We start from the raw sequence: 14,227 nt of genomic DNA, 5'->3' as shown, positions 1-14,227 counted from the left end.
AGTGCCGGCCGCTGGCCGGCAATCACGCGATTGTTTCCGGAGGCCATGAAAAAGCCGGCCAGCGGCCGGCTCTACCAGAAAGCAGAAGGGCCGCGTGAGCGGCCCTTCGTGTTTCTTACTTCAGCTTCGCATCGGCGCGCAGGGCGGCGGCGCGGTCGGTCTTCTCCCAGGAGAAGGCCGTGGCGTTGACGGTCTCGCCTTCGCCGTTGAGGTAGCTGAACTCCTTCGGCTTGCGGCCGAAGTGGCCGTAGGCCGCGGTCTGCTGGTACATCGGGTGCACCAGGTCCAGCATCTTGATGATGCCGTACGGGCGCAGGTCGAAGTGCTTGCGGATCAGCTTCTCGATCTTGTCGTCGCTGATCTTGCCGGTGCCGAAGGTGGTGACCGAGATCGAGGTCGGCTCAGCCACGCCGATGGCGTAGGAGACCTGCACTTCGCAACGGTCGGCCAGGCCGGCGGCCACCACGTTCTTGGCGACGTAGCGGGCCGCGTAGGCTGCCGAACGGTCGACCTTGGACGGGTCCTTGCCGGAGAAGGCACCACCACCGTGACGGGCCCAGCCGCCGTAAGTGTCGACGATGATCTTGCGGCCGGTCAGGCCGCAGTCGCCCACCGGGCCACCGATCTCGAACTTGCCGGTCGGGTTGATGTGGAACTTGGTGCCCTTGTGCAGCCACTTGGCCGGCAGCACCGGCTTGATGATCTCTTCGCGGACGGCCTCGATGAGGTCCTTCTGCTTGATGCCGGGGGCGTGCTGGGTCGACAGGACCACGGCGTCGATGGCCGAGACCACGCCGTTTTCATAGCGCAGGGTGACCTGGCTCTTGGCGTCCGGACGCAGCCACGACAGCGGCGAGTTCTTCTTCTTGCGGATCTTGGCCTGCTGCTCGACCAGGCGGTGCGACAGGTGGATCGCGGCCGGCATGTAGCTGTCGGTCTCGTTGGTGGCATAGCCGAACATCAGGCCCTGGTCGCCAGCGCCCATTTCTTCCGGCTTCTTGCGATCCACGCCCTGGGCGATGTGCGGCGACTGCTTGCCGATCAGGTTCAGCACGCCGCAGGTGGCGCCGTCGAAACCGACGTCGGAGCTGTCGTAGCCGATGTCCGTGATGACCTTGCGGGTCAGCGCTTCCAGGTCGATCCAGGCGCTGGTGGTGATTTCACCGGCCACGATGGCAACGCCGGTCTTGACCATGGTCTCGCAGGCCACGCGGGCGCGCTGGTCCTGGGTCAGGATCGCGTCCAGCACCGCATCGGAGATCTGGTCGGCAACCTTGTCCGGATGGCCTTCGGAGACCGACTCGGAGGTGAAGAGATAGCTGGACATCAGGCGTAATATCCCTTGATTCGGATGGAAAGATGGGCGCGCATGATACACGGGGTGCGCCGCCTGTGCATTGTGAACCTGTACCGGTTGCCGGTGGTTAAGCCCGCGTAGGCCCGACAGGGGCCGCCCGGCCGTGATTGGGGCCCAGCCCCGAGGCCCAGTGTTCCACCAGCGTGACAACAGACGGGACGGCTGCCGGCCCCGACCGCGCAGGCAGCGACCTCGCCGCGAAGGCGGGCCGGCCGTCATCGTTCTGCCCCGAAACCGCCATCTGGCTGCCGCCTGCCGGGCGCAGGCTGTCGGCCAATCCGGCCGCCGGGCATCAGTGGATCCGCCATGCAGGAACTCGAACAGCGTCTCCAGCAACGTTTCCCCGATTGGTTCCATGGCCGTCGCGGCCAACTGGCGCGGCCGCTGCTGCGCAGCGTCGGGCGCTGGTCGCGCCTGGACCAGATTGAAGCCTTCCTGCAGCGCAGCTCAGGACTGCGCGGCTTCGGTTTCGTCGCCGCCGGCCTGGAATTCATCGGCGGCCAGTACCAGGTGGATCCGGCCGCGCTGGCCAGGATCCCGGCCACCGGCCGCCTGCTGATCGTCGCCAACCACCCCTCCGGGGCACTGGATGCCCTCGCACTGCTGGATGCGGTTGGCCGTATCCGCCGCGACGTGCGGATCGTGGCCAACGATCTGCTGGGGGCGATCGCGCCGCTGCAGGACCTGCTGCTGCCGGTGCGCATCCTCGGCGGCAAGGCGCAGCGCGGCAGCCTGCATGCGGTGGAGGAAGCATTGGCCGCCGAGCAGTGCGTGATCGTGTTCCCGGCCGGCGAGGTCTCGCGGCTGTCGCTGCGCGGCATCCGTGATGGCCGCTGGCAGCGCGGGTTCGTCCGCTTTGCCCGCGCAGCCGGCGCGCCGGTGCTGCCGGTGCGGGTGGAAGCGCGCAACTCGGCGCTGTTCTACGGCGCCTCGACCCTGTTCAAGCCGGCCGGCACCGCGCTGCTGGCGCGCGAAATGTTCGCCCGTCGTGGCCGACCGCTGCGGCTGAGCATCGGCGAGCCGATGCAGCTGGGCAAGGGCGGTGACCCGGGCGCACAGCTGCTGGCGGTGCGCCGCGCGCTGTACGCGCTGGGCCGCAACGGCGCGGCCTGCAATACCGCTGCGTGCGCAGGCCCCGAGCCATTGGCGTCTCCGGTGCCGCCTTCGCAGGTCGCCGCCGGCATTGCCGCGGCCACCCAGCTGGGCCAGACCGCCGATGGCAAGCAGATCCTGTTGGCGATCTGTACCGCCGATTCACCGCTGCTGCTGGAACTGGGCCGCCTGCGCGAGCTGACCTTCCGCCAGGTGGGCGAGGGCACCGGGCGCAGCCGCGACCTGGACGCCTACGATCCGCAGTACGAGCACATCGTGATCTGGGACGCGGCGGCGCAGCGCATTGCCGGTGCCTACCGCATCATGCGCGGCGCCCAGGCCCTGGCCCGGCACGGCCTGTCCGGGCTCTACAGCGCGTCGCTGTTCCGCTATTCCGACGATGCCATCACCCACATTGCCGAGGGCCTGGAGCTGGGCCGCAGCTTCGTGGTGCCCGATTACTGGGGCAGCCGCAGCCTGGACTACCTGTGGCAGGGCATCGGCGCCTACCTGCAGTGCCGGCCGGGCATCCGCTACCTGTTCGGCGCGGTCTCGATCAGCGCAGCGCTGCCGCGCGATGCGCGCGAGCAGCTGGTGGCCTACTACCAGCGCTACTACGGCGGAACCGCCGGGCTGGCCGAATCGAACCGCCCCTTCCAGTACTTCGCCGCACCGCCAAGTTTCGGCGAGCTGGATGCGGGTGCCGCGTTCGATGTGCTCAAGGCCAACCTGGCCGCACTGGGTACCGGCGTGCCGACGCTGTACCGCCAGTACACCGATCTGTGCGAACCCGGCGGCGCGCGCTTCCTCGCCTTCGGCGTGGACCCGGACTTCAGCGATTCGATCGACGGCCTGATCGAAGTGGACCTGTGCGCGATCCGGCCGAACAAGCGCAAACGCTATCTGCGCGACGCGGGTGCGCCGGCATGAGCACGCTGGCGAACCTGTCGCCGCACCGGCGCGCAGTGTTCGTCTCCGACGTGCACCTGGGCTCACGTCATTGCCACGCCACCGAACTGGCGCGGTTCCTCTCGCAGCTGCGCTGCGAGCGGTTGTACCTGGTCGGCGACATCATCGACCTGTGGTGGATGGCGCATCGCCGCGCCAACTGGCGGCAGTCGCACAGCGAAGTCATCCAGGCCCTGCACGCGCTGCGCCGTGCAGGGACCGAGATCATCTACATTCCCGGCAACCACGATGCCTCGCTGCGCCAGGTGTGCGGGCTGATGTTGCCGGCCATGCAGGTGCGCCGCCGTGCCATCCACGTGACCGCCGATGGCCGCCGGCTGCTGGTCGCGCATGGCGACGACTACGACGGCGTGACCCATTTCGGTGGCCTGCAGGAAAAGTTCGGCGACTGGCTGTACTACCGCATCCTGACCGGCAACCAGGCGCTGAACGCGGTGCGGCGCCGGCTTGGCATGCGCTACTGGTCGCTGTCGGAGTTCCTGAAGAAGCGCAGCGGGGCCGCCGAACGCTACATCGAGCGCTTCGTGCAGGCCGGGCTGGACGACGTGCGCCGGCGCGGCCTGGATGGCATCGTCTGCGGCCACATCCACCGCGCGGCGCTGGACGAACGCGATGGCCTGGTCTACGCCAACGACGGCGACTGGGTGGAGAGCCTGACCGCACTGGCCGAGGACCATGATGGTGCGCTGCGCCTGCTCGACCACAACGGCCAGACCCTGGTGGAACTGCCAGGCGCGCGGTTGTCGCAGGCGGCATAACGCGCGTCTGTCCTACTGTAGAGCCGAGCCCATGCTCGGCTGACGTGGCGCCGAACGAAGCGCAGCCGAGCATGGGCTCGGCTCTACATGCACCGCCCGCAAGCCGCTAGCATCGGCCCATGGACTCCCTGACCCAGATCGTGCTCGGTGGCGCCGTCGCCGCTGCCATCGCCCCGCCCGGACATCGCCGCGCGGCCCTGCTCGCTGGTGCCGCGCTTGGCACCCTGCCGGACCTCGACGCGCTGTGGCTCGGTTTCACCGCAGCCGATCCGGTGGCGAACATGATCGAGCACCGCAGTTTCAGTCATTCGCTGCTGGTACTGCCATGGGTGGCGGCATTGATCTGGTGGCTGTTCAAGCGCTTCGGCAATGGCCGCGTCGCGCAGTCACCGCTGCGCTGGTTCTGGGCGATCCAGCTGGCGCTGGTCACCCATCCGGTGCTGGATGCGTTCACCGTGTATGGCACCCAGTTGTGGTGGCCGCTGCGCCCGCATCCGACCATGGGATCCAGTGTCTTCATCATCGACCCGGGGTATACGGTGTGGCTTCTGCTGGGCTGCGTGCTGGCCTGGTTCGGCCGCGCCCGGCCCTGGGCGGGCAAGGTGCTGGGCGTGGCCCTGCTGCTCAGCAGTGGCTACCTGGGCTGGGGCCTGATCGCCAAGTCACAGGTCGACCGTGCCGCACAGCAGAGCCTGGCCGCGATGGGCCTGGGCGATGCGCCGCGCTTCTCGGTACCGATGCCGTTCAACACCCTGCTGTGGCGGGTGGTGGCGATGACGCCCAATGGCTACGTGGTGGGTGACCGCTCGCTGGTGGCCGACCACGGGCCGATGCGGTTCGAAGGCCATGCGTCCAACGTACAGGCCTTGCGCGAAGCGCAGGCCATCCCGGCGGTGCAGCAGCTGACGTGGTTCAACCGCGGTTTCATGCGTGCGCAGGTGGTTGACGGCCGGTTGGTGCTGAGTGACCTGCGCATGGGGCTGGAGCCGGACTACACCTTCAACTTCGTCGTGGCCGGGCAGGCCGACGGGCAGTGGCGGGCGATCGTTCCCGAGCAGGTGCGGGTGGATTACAGCAGTCCCGCCGCGCGTGCCGACGCCGGTCGCCGCCTGGCGGCGATGTGGCAGCGGATCTGGCAGGAGCCGGCGGCGGCGCCGGGCGCGGCCGACCACACCGCCGTGCATTGATCACTGGATCCACGCATGGCGTGGCTCTACGCCCTTGATCGGCAGCAGAACACCGGATCAATACACCGTGGCGCGGCCCTGGACGAACGAGTAGAAGAACACGGCGTTCGGGTCGTTCTGCACCAGGCGGAACTCGCGGCGCATGCCTTCCACGGTTTCCTCGTCCACCGAGCCGGCCTGCAGCAGCTGGTCGGCGGCCGACAGCAGGAGCTGTTCCCAGAACGCGATCATCGTCTTGCGACGCGCCGGTTCGCGGTTGTCCAGGTGGATGGTCTTGATCTCGGTGTGCACGTCGCGGAAGCCGCCGGCCAGCAGCAGGTTGCCCAGCTTTGCACCGACGAACGGGTCACCGCCATGGTCGTACTGGAAGTCGTTGAAGGCCATCCAGTAGCGCCAGATGTGCGGCGAGTACGGGTCGAGCAGGAACGAGGCATTCATCACTTCGGTGATGTAGACCGGCGAACCCGGTGCCAGCACGCGGCGCACTTCGCTCAGCACCCGCGCCGGTGAAGGCACGTGTTCCAGCACCCAGCACAGGAACGCCGAGTCGAAGCTGCGTGCCTCGAACGGCAGCTCGCCGGCGTCGGCCTGCTGCAGGGTGTATCGGTCGCTGCACCACGGCGTGCGCGCCAGGTTCTCGCGCGCGGTGGCCAGCTGCGTTTCGCTCAGGTCCACGCCGGTCACGTGCAGCTCGGGGAAGCGGCGCAGCAGGATCTCGGTCTGCGCACCGACGCCACTGCCGACTTCCAGCAGGCGCCGCGCGCCGCTGTAGTCGATCTGGCCGAAGATGCTCGATTCCAGCAGCCGGGCCTGGGTCATCAGGCGCTGCTGTTCGGTGCCGGAAAATCCGTGCAGGTAGGTCGGAGAGGAGATCGGCGGGGTCATGGAGGCGGGCTCTCGGAGTTCAATTCGGTCGAGCAGGCTCGACGTTGCGACGCGGCGGGGGCGGTCAGGCGGCCGAAGACAGCGCCGGTTCCCCGGCGATCAGGCGGTCGAAGTACTCGGTGGTCAGCGCGATCTGGCCCTGCGGGTCTTCGGCACGGTTGACCACCGCGCGGAACGCGGCGTTCTCCGGCCGGTCCTTGGCATACCAGCCCAGGTGCTTGCGCGCGATGCGCACGCCCTGCGGCTCGCCATAGAACGCATGCAGCGCATGCAGGTGGCCGAGCAGGATGTCGCGCACTTCCGCCAGCGACGGCGGTGGCAGTTCCTCGCCGGTGGCCAGGTAGTGCGCCACTTCGCGGAAGATCCACGGCCGGCCCTGCGCGGAGCGGCCGATCATCACTGCATCCACCCCGGTCTGCTGCAGCACGTGGGCGGCCTTCTGCGGTGAATCGATGTCACCGTTGGCGATCACCGGGATGCGCAGCGCAGCCTTGATCTCGCCGATGGTGGCGTACTCGGCCTGGCCGGTGTAATGCTGGTCGCGGGTGCGGCCATGCACGGCCAGCGCGGCGATGCCACTCGCCTCGGCGATGCGGGCGATCACCGGGCCATTGCGATGGTCGCAGTCCCAACCGGTGCGGATCTTCAGCGTGACCGGCACGTCCACTGCGTTGACCACGGCTTCGAGGATGCGCGCCACCAGCTGCTCGTCGCGCATCAGCGCCGAGCCCGCCCAGGCGTTGCACACCTTCTTGGCCGGGCAGCCCATGTTGATGTCGATGATCTGCGCGCCGTGGTCGACGTTGTAGCGCGCGGCCTCGGCCAGCTGCTGCGGCTCGGTGCCGGCGATCTGCACGCTGATCGGGGCCGGCTCGCCGTCATGGTCCATGCGGTGGATCGACTTGCGCGTGTTCCAGAAGCGCGGGTCGCTGATGGTCATTTCCGAGGCGGCCAGTCCCGCACCCAGCCGTTTGCACAGCAGGCGGAAGGGCTTGTCGGTGACGCCGGCCATGGGTGCCAGCACGACGTTGGGGGCAATGGTGTACGGGCCGATCTGCATGCGCCCATTGTAGGGCGCGGGCGGCGGTACGGCCGTGCCGGGCGTGGTCCGGTTCAGGCCGATCGGCACCGACCTCATGCCGTACCGGCATCAGCAGATGCTTGACGGTTGCTTCCGCCGCCCCCACGGGCGGGCGATGGTGGGCGGCTAACCCAGGCTCTGCCAGGCCTGGCGGGTACCCAGCGCGAAGGCCAGCCCCAGGCCCAGGCAGACCAGCGAGCTGACCGCCCAGAAGCGCGTGCCGTTGTACCACGGCCGGAACAGCGCCAGGCCGAAGCCCATCGCGGCACGCAGCAACAGCAGCGCGGCGATGCCGGGCAGGACCAGGCGGCTGGCCGGCAGCGGCGAATGCCAGCCCGCGGCGGCCAGTGCGTACAGGGTCCAGGCCACCAGCACGGCAGTGATGACCGCAGTCATCAGCGGTGGCCACCAGTGCCCCGCATGCGCCAGCCGGACCACGCGCTGGCCGGCACCGAAGTACCTGTACCACGCGGCGCCGAAGGCGATGCAGCCGATATGCAGCAGCGCCGCCACGGCGCTGCCGGCGGCCGCGACCAGCAGCCAGGGGAATCCGTCCATGTCCTGCCCGTGCGAGGAAGCTGCGCGGATGGTGGGCGAGGGGCAGGATGTGGGCAATGCGACAGGCGGTCGCAGGGGCTGGGCAATGGGCAAAAGAAAGGCCCGGGTGTCTGCACACCCGGGCCTCGTCATCCACGCGTGGCGTGGAATTACTTGGTTTCAGCGTCGGCCGGGGTGAAGCGCGGCATCGCCGCAGCGGCGCCTTCCTTCTCGGTCGAACGGCCGGCGAACTGGTTGGCGAAGCGCACGTGGCGGGCGAACGGGGCGTCGGCCACCTGCGCCAGCGACGCGGCCAGCGCACCGTTGAAGGCGTCACCGGCACCGGTGGTGTCGATCGCCTGCACCTGTTCGGCACCCACGCGGTAGTACGGCTGGGTATCGCCGCGCAGGTTCTCGTCGGCATGCGACACGAACACGCCCACCGAACCCAGGGTCACCACCACGGTGCCGTTGCCGACCAGCTTGCGGCACAGCGCGTGCAGGCTGGCGCCATCCAGCGCGGCGACGTCGTTGGCATCCACGCGCTCACCGACATGGCGGCCGAGCAGGGCAGCGAACTCGGTTTCGTTCGGGGTGATCACATCGGCCAGCTTGAGCAGGCCGATGGTCGAGGGCGCGTCGGCCGGTGCGGTATTGAGCACGGTGGTGACACCGGCCTCGCGGGCCGTGGCCAGCGCCGCTTCGATGGTCTGCACCGGCGATTCCAGCTGCACCAGCACCACCTTGGCGCGGGTCAGCAGGGCCTGCTGCTGTTGCAGGAAATCGGTGCCCAGCGCGGCGTTGGCACCCGGGCCGATCACGATGGTGTTGCGGCCACGCGCGTCCACGTAGATGCCCGCGGTGCCGGTCGGTTCGCTGCTGGCCTCGGCGATCAGCGCGAAGCCATCCTGCGCAGCCAGTTCACGCGCGGTGGCGCCACCGGCGTCATCGCCCAACGCGCACACGAAGTGCGTGTCGGCACCGGCGCGGCAGGCCGCCACCGCCTGGTTGAAGCCCTTGCCCCCGGGGCCGGTGCTGTAGCGGCCGGCAATGGTCGCACCCGGTGCCGGCAGCGACTCACACCGCCACACGTGATCGACATTGAAGGAACCGACGACAACGACACTGCTGCTCATAGGGAATCTTTTCTCAACCAAGGGTTCAACTGAAGTGCGTCAGCACGCCGGCGATGGTCGCCGTCATGAAGGTGGCAATGGTACCGCCCAACACCGCGCGCAGGCCGAACTTGGCCAGGTCGTGGCGACGTTCCGGGGCCAGGCCGCCGATGCCGCCGATCTGGATCGCGATCGAGCTGAAGTTGGCAAAGCCGCACAGCGCGTAGGTGGCGATCAGGCGACCTTCCTCGGACAGGCTCACGCCGGCCACCTGGCCGTTCACGATCTGCGACAGTTCGGTGTAGGCGACGAATTCGTTGATCACGACCTTCTGGCCGATCAGCGAACCGACGGTGGTGGCATCAGCCCACGGGGTACCGATCACCCAGGCGATCGGGGCCAGCACGTAACCGAAGATGGTCGACAGGTTGGTCGGCTTGCCGATGGCAGCGGCCAGGCCGGTCACCTCGCCGATCCAGGTCAACGGGGCGTTCAGCAGCGCGATCAGGGCGATGAAGGCCAGCAGCATCGCGCCGATGTTCAGCGCCAGCTTCAGGCCGTCACCGGCACCGGCAGCGGCCGCGTCGATGATGTTGCTGGAGGTCTTTTCGACTTCCATCTTCACCGTGCCGCGGGTCAGCGGGGTGCCGGTTTCCGGAATCAGCAGCTTGGCCACGACCAGGGTGGCCGGTGCGGCCATGATGCTCGCTGCCAGCAGGTGCTTGGCGTAGAAGGCCTGCTGCGCCGGGTCGCCACCGCCGAGCATGCCCACATAGGCCGCCAGCACGCCGCCGGCGATGTGGGCCATGCCGCCGATCATCATGGTCAGCAGCTCGGACTGGGTCATCCTGGCGATGTACGGGCGCACGGTCAGCGGCGCCTCGGTCTGGCCGATGAAGACGCTGGCGCAGACGCTGGTGGTTTCCGCGCCGGACACGCGCATCACCTTGGTGATCGACCACGCCATCACGCGCACGATCGCCTGCATGACGTTGAGGTGGTACATCACCCCCATCAGCGCCGAGAAGAAGATGATGGTCGGCAGCACCTGGAAGGCGAAGATGAAGCCGTAGTTCTTGGTGTCCATCAACGAGCCGAAGATGAAGCCCGAGCCTTCATTGACGAAGCTGAGAACCTTGACGAAGCCCTTGCCCAGCGCATCGAACACGTCGCGGCCGCCCGGCACCAGGATCACCAGCGCCGCGAACGCGATCTGCAGGGTGATACCGGTGGCAACCAGCTTCCAATCAACCGCACGCTTGTTGTTGGAAAACAACCAGGTGATGCCGATCAGCACCGCCAACCCGAACAGGCCGAAGCCGATCCTGCCCAAACCTTCGACCATGTGAGTGACTCCCCTGGGGCGTCGCGAAAAACGGGAAGCCTAGTGCAGGGCAGGGGCCGGGGCAAGAAAAAGCAGCGTGCGCGCATCTATCGGTACCGATCAGGCCAGCAACGGCAAGGGCTTGCGGCCGGCGGCGGCAGGTAGAATGGGGCTCGATCCCGGCCCGGATGCGGGCCCGCAGCAGGAGATTCGCATGCAATACCGTCGCCTGGGCTCCACCGGCCTGCCGATTTCCGCCCTGTCCTTCGGCGCCTGGGTGACCTTCGGTGACCAGATCCCGCGCGACGAGGCCCGCAACCTGGTGGCCGCCGCCTGGGACCACGGCGTCAACTTCTTCGACAACGCCGAGGGCTATGCCAACGGCCGCGCCGAACAGGTGATGGGCGATGTGATCGCCGACCTGCGCCTGCCGCGCGACGGCATCTGCGTCTCCAGCAAGGTGTTCTTCGGCAGCGCCAAGGACCCACGGCCGACCCAGCGCGGCCTGTCGCGCAAGCATGTGACCGACGCCTGCCATGCGGCGCTCAAGCGCCTGCGGGTGGACTACCTGGACCTTTATTACTGCCATCGTCCGGATCCGGACGCGCCGGTCGCCGAGACCGTGCATGCCATGGATACCCTGGTGCGGCAAGGCAAGATCCTCTACTGGGGGACCTCGGAGTGGTCGGCGGTGCAGATCCAGCAGGCGCTGGACATCGCCGAGGCGCGCAACCTGCAGGGCCCGTCGATGGAGCAGCCGCAGTACAACCTGCTGCACCGCGAACGGGTCGAGGTCGAGTACGCGCCGCTGTATGCCGGTGCCGGCCTGGGCACCACCATCTTCTCGCCGCTGGCGTCGGGCCTGCTGAGCGGCAAGTACGACCAGGGCATTCCGGCCGATGCGCGGCTGGGCCGCGAGGGCATGGAATGGCTGCAGGCGCTGGTGCTGGGTGACGACGCCGAGGCCTGCCTGGCCCAGGTGCGCCGCTTCAGCGAGGTGGCGCGTGCGCTGGGGCAGGCGCCGGCCACGCTGGCCATCGCCTGGTGCCTGCGCAACCCGAACGTCTCCAGCGTGATCCTCGGTGCCAGCCGGGTCAGCCAGCTGCTGCAGAACCTGCAGGCGCTGGAGGTGCTGGAGCAGGTCGACGCCGCCGGCTGGGCCGACGTCGAAGCCGCCTTCGCCTGAACCCGGGGGCCGACCGGGCCTCGGGGGCCTCGGTAGAGTCGACTCCACACGGCTGCGTCGCCATTTGATTGACATGATCTATCGAATTTCAGAATTCGATCATTAATCTCATCAATCAAATTGAGAATGGTTGTTGATTGTCAACTGAGAATCATTATCATTTGACTCGTCCCTCGCACGAGTCCAGATGCTCATGAATGCTCAACCTGTACTGCTGCGCCCCGAAACGCTGACCCTCCGCGATCGTCCGGTCCGTGTCGTTCCGCCGGAAGAGGTCATCGACAGCGAAGCCCTGCTCAAGGGCCGTCGTGAAATCCTGATCCAGCACGGCGACCGCTTCTATCGCCTGCGGCACACCAGCAACGACAAGCTGATCCTGACCAAGTAATCGCGGCTTGGTCGCCCGCCCCCCTCCCTCCTGCCGGCCGCGCCGGCAAGGTGGGCGACCCGTCCGCTCCCGCTCTCTCCCCCTCGGTCTACCGCGTGCACCCTCCGGGTGTGCCGGTAACCGGGGGTTCCCCTGCCTGACCGAACGAACCCGATGACCCGCCCTACCGCCCTTTGCCTTGCCGTCTGGATGGCCCTGCCGCTGTCTGCCCATGCTGCTGCCGCGGCCACCGCCGCGCCCGATGCGCGCGAATTCGACCGTGTGCAGGTCACCGCCACCCGCACCGAGCGGGCGGTGAGCGATGTGGCGGCCACCGTGGACGTCATCGACCGCGAGCAGATGGACCGGCACCTGGTGCAGGACATCAAGGATCTGCTGCGCTACGAGCCGGGCCTGTCGGTCAGCCGCAGCGCCGCGCGCTTCGGCCTTGGCAGCATCCGCATCCGTGGCCTGGACGGCAACCGCGTGCGCGTGCAGACCGACGGCATCGCCATGCCCACCAGCTTCAACATCGGCTCGTTCTCCAACGCCAACCGCAACTTCACCGATCTGGATACGCTCAAGCGCGTGGAGATCGTGCGCGGCCCGGCCAGCTCGCTGTATGGGTCCGACGCGCTCGGGGGTGTGGTGGCCTTCGTCACCAAGGATCCGGCCGATTATCTGAAGGATGGCAAGGACAGCTACGTCGGCCTGAAGTTCGGCTACGACGGTGAGTGGAAGGGCCTGCTCGGCGGCGTGACCAGCGCGTTCGGCGGCGAACACTGGAGCGGCATGGTCAACATCAACCATCGCCAGGGCCAGGAAACCGGCAACAAGGGTGATGTACGCAGCCTCGACAATACCCGCACCGCGCCCAACCCGCAGGACCGCGATGGTCGCAGTGGCCTGGCCAAGCTGGTCTATGCGCCGAGCGAGGACCAGCGCTTCCGGCTGACCGTGGAAGGCAACGAAGACAACACCGATACCAACGTGCTGTCCTCGATCGACCGCACCACCACCACCGGCATGAAGGCGCGCGATACGCAGAACCGCACCCGCGTGTCGTTCGCCCATGAAATGGATGCGCTGGACAAGGGCTTCGCCGACAGCCTGCATTGGCAGCTGTATACCCAGCACAGCGAAACCACCCAGATCACGGATGAGGACCGCGCCAACCGCAGCCGCCGGCACCGCGCGTTCAACTTCGACCAGCGCGTCTACGGCCTGCAGGCGCAGTTCAACAAGGCGTTCAGCACCGGCAGCGTCGAACACGCGCTGACCTACGGTTTCGAGGGCGCGCATACCGAGATCCGCCAGAAGCGCGACGGTTACCAGGTGCTGGCCAATGGCCAGACCAGCACCACCATCCTGCCCGACGCCTTCCCGGTGCGCGATTTCCCGATCAGCAAGACCACCGAGCTGGGCCTGTACGCACAGGACGAAATGCGCATGGCCAACGGCAAGCTGTCGCTGGTGCCGGGCGTGCGCGTGGACCGCTACGAGCTGAAGCCGGAGGTGGACAGCATCTTCGCCGACGACAATCCCGGCGTTGCGGTGGCCAGGCTGACCAAGACCAGCGTCTCGCCGAAGCTGGGCATGGTCTATCGCTTCACCGACGAATGGTCGCTGTTTGCCGGCTATTCGCATGGCTTCCGCTCGCCGCCGTACAACGACGTCAACCTGGGCTTCACCAACTTCGCCTTCGGCTACACCGCCATTCCCAATCCGGACCTGAAGCCGGAAACCAGTGACGGCATGGAGCTGGGACTGCGCTTCCTGTCGCCAGCGGCCTACGTCAGCCTCAGCGGCTACTACAACGAGTACAAGGACTTCATCGAGTCGCAATCGCTGGTCGGCACCAACGCCCAGGGCCTGATGGTGTTCCAGTCGCGCAACATCGCGGATGCGCGCATCTACGGTGCCGAAATGAAGGCCGGCGTCGACTTCGGCCAGATCAGCCCGGCGCTGCAGGGCTGGGCGCTGCGCAGCTCGGTGGCCTGGTCGCGCGGCGACAACAGGACCGAAGACACCCCGCTGGATTCGGTCGACCCGCTGCGTGGCACCGTCGGCCTGATGTACGACACCGACACCTGGGGCGTCGAACTGGCCGGTACCTTCGTCAAGCGCAAGGACCGCGTCACCGCCGCCACGGTGTACCGCCCGGCCGGCTACGGCGTGGCCGACCTGATGGCGCACTGGAACTTCGCCCCGGGCGCCACCTTCAACGTCGGCGTGTTCAACCTGGGCGACAAGCGTTACATCGACTGGTCCAACGTGGGTTCGACGCTGTCGCCGGGCAGCCGCGTGCTGGACCGCTATACCAGCCCGGGCCGCACCCTCTCCGCCAGCCTTGCCGTTTCCTGGTGACC

At 67.8% G+C, this 14,227-nt stretch carries 12 protein-coding genes; 6 read left to right on the top strand and 6 right to left on the bottom strand.

Features of this window, described 5'->3' with window-relative positions:
- Positions 1-115: 115 nt before the first annotated feature.
- Positions 116-1,327: a methionine adenosyltransferase gene (gene metK, locus AC5QAB_RS11105; RefSeq protein WP_010481882.1), complete on the bottom strand. Its 1,212-nt coding sequence runs from the start codon at positions 1,325-1,327 to the stop codon at positions 116-118.
- Between the two features lie 336 nt (positions 1,328-1,663).
- Between metK and olsF the strand changes: the two genes are divergently transcribed.
- The 3 genes from olsF (at position 1,664) to AC5QAB_RS11090 (ending at position 5,363) form a co-directional block, all read left to right on the top strand.
- Complete coding sequence (gene olsF / locus AC5QAB_RS11100; RefSeq protein WP_197561649.1) at positions 1,664-3,379, top strand: bifunctional ornithine lipid synthase OlsF; 1,716 nt, start codon at positions 1,664-1,666, stop codon at positions 3,377-3,379.
- Positions 3,376-4,176, top strand: a complete 801-nt coding sequence (locus AC5QAB_RS11095; protein ID WP_197561648.1) for a metallophosphoesterase — start codon at positions 3,376-3,378, stop codon at positions 4,174-4,176. The genes olsF and AC5QAB_RS11095 overlap by 4 nt, the downstream gene beginning before the upstream one ends.
- A gap of 119 nt (positions 4,177-4,295) precedes the next feature.
- Complete coding sequence (locus tag AC5QAB_RS11090; protein WP_014645964.1) at positions 4,296-5,363, top strand: metal-dependent hydrolase; 1,068 nt, start codon at positions 4,296-4,298, stop codon at positions 5,361-5,363.
- Between the two features lie 57 nt (positions 5,364-5,420).
- Here AC5QAB_RS11090 and AC5QAB_RS11085 read toward each other — a convergent pair whose 3' ends face one another.
- The 5 genes from AC5QAB_RS11085 to AC5QAB_RS11065 form a co-directional block, all read right to left on the bottom strand.
- Complete coding sequence (locus AC5QAB_RS11085) at positions 5,421-6,248, bottom strand: class I SAM-dependent methyltransferase (RefSeq protein ID WP_005415318.1); 828 nt, start codon at positions 6,246-6,248, stop codon at positions 5,421-5,423.
- A 64-nt stretch (positions 6,249-6,312) separates the two neighbouring features.
- Positions 6,313-7,308 carry a tRNA dihydrouridine synthase DusB gene (dusB, locus tag AC5QAB_RS11080; protein ID WP_046428891.1) on the bottom strand — a complete coding sequence of 332 codons (996 nt, stop codon included), beginning with the start codon at positions 7,306-7,308 and terminating at the stop codon, positions 6,313-6,315.
- 147 nt (positions 7,309-7,455) lie between these two features.
- Positions 7,456-7,887, bottom strand: coding sequence for a hypothetical protein (locus AC5QAB_RS11075; RefSeq protein WP_197561647.1), 432 nt, complete (start codon positions 7,885-7,887; stop codon positions 7,456-7,458).
- Positions 7,888-8,036: 149 nt separating this feature from the next.
- Complete coding sequence (locus tag AC5QAB_RS11070; protein WP_049406099.1) at positions 8,037-9,002, bottom strand: ribokinase; 966 nt, start codon at positions 9,000-9,002, stop codon at positions 8,037-8,039.
- 25 nt (positions 9,003-9,027) lie between these two features.
- Complete coding sequence (locus tag AC5QAB_RS11065) at positions 9,028-10,326, bottom strand: NupC/NupG family nucleoside CNT transporter (RefSeq protein ID WP_014645968.1); 1,299 nt, start codon at positions 10,324-10,326, stop codon at positions 9,028-9,030.
- A 193-nt stretch (positions 10,327-10,519) separates the two neighbouring features.
- Here AC5QAB_RS11065 and AC5QAB_RS11060 point away from each other — a divergent pair, with 193 nt between their 5' ends.
- From AC5QAB_RS11060 to AC5QAB_RS11050, 3 genes are all read left to right on the top strand, one after another.
- Complete coding sequence (locus AC5QAB_RS11060; protein ID WP_134966066.1) at positions 10,520-11,491, top strand: aldo/keto reductase; 972 nt, start codon at positions 10,520-10,522, stop codon at positions 11,489-11,491.
- A 193-nt stretch (positions 11,492-11,684) separates the two neighbouring features.
- Entirely contained in the window at positions 11,685-11,879 is a 195-nt protein-coding gene (gene hemP / locus AC5QAB_RS11055; protein ID WP_005412278.1) for a hemin uptake protein HemP, read from the top strand.
- A gap of 153 nt (positions 11,880-12,032) precedes the next feature.
- Complete coding sequence (locus AC5QAB_RS11050) at positions 12,033-14,225, top strand: TonB-dependent hemoglobin/transferrin/lactoferrin family receptor (protein WP_495233388.1); 2,193 nt, start codon at positions 12,033-12,035, stop codon at positions 14,223-14,225.
- Positions 14,226-14,227 lie beyond the last annotated feature (2 nt).

This window comes from Stenotrophomonas sp. YJH_SMC_127 (assembly GCF_059372445.1).
Note: the sequence above shows the minus strand (reverse complement) of the source record. Positions and strands in the feature narration are given on the sequence as shown.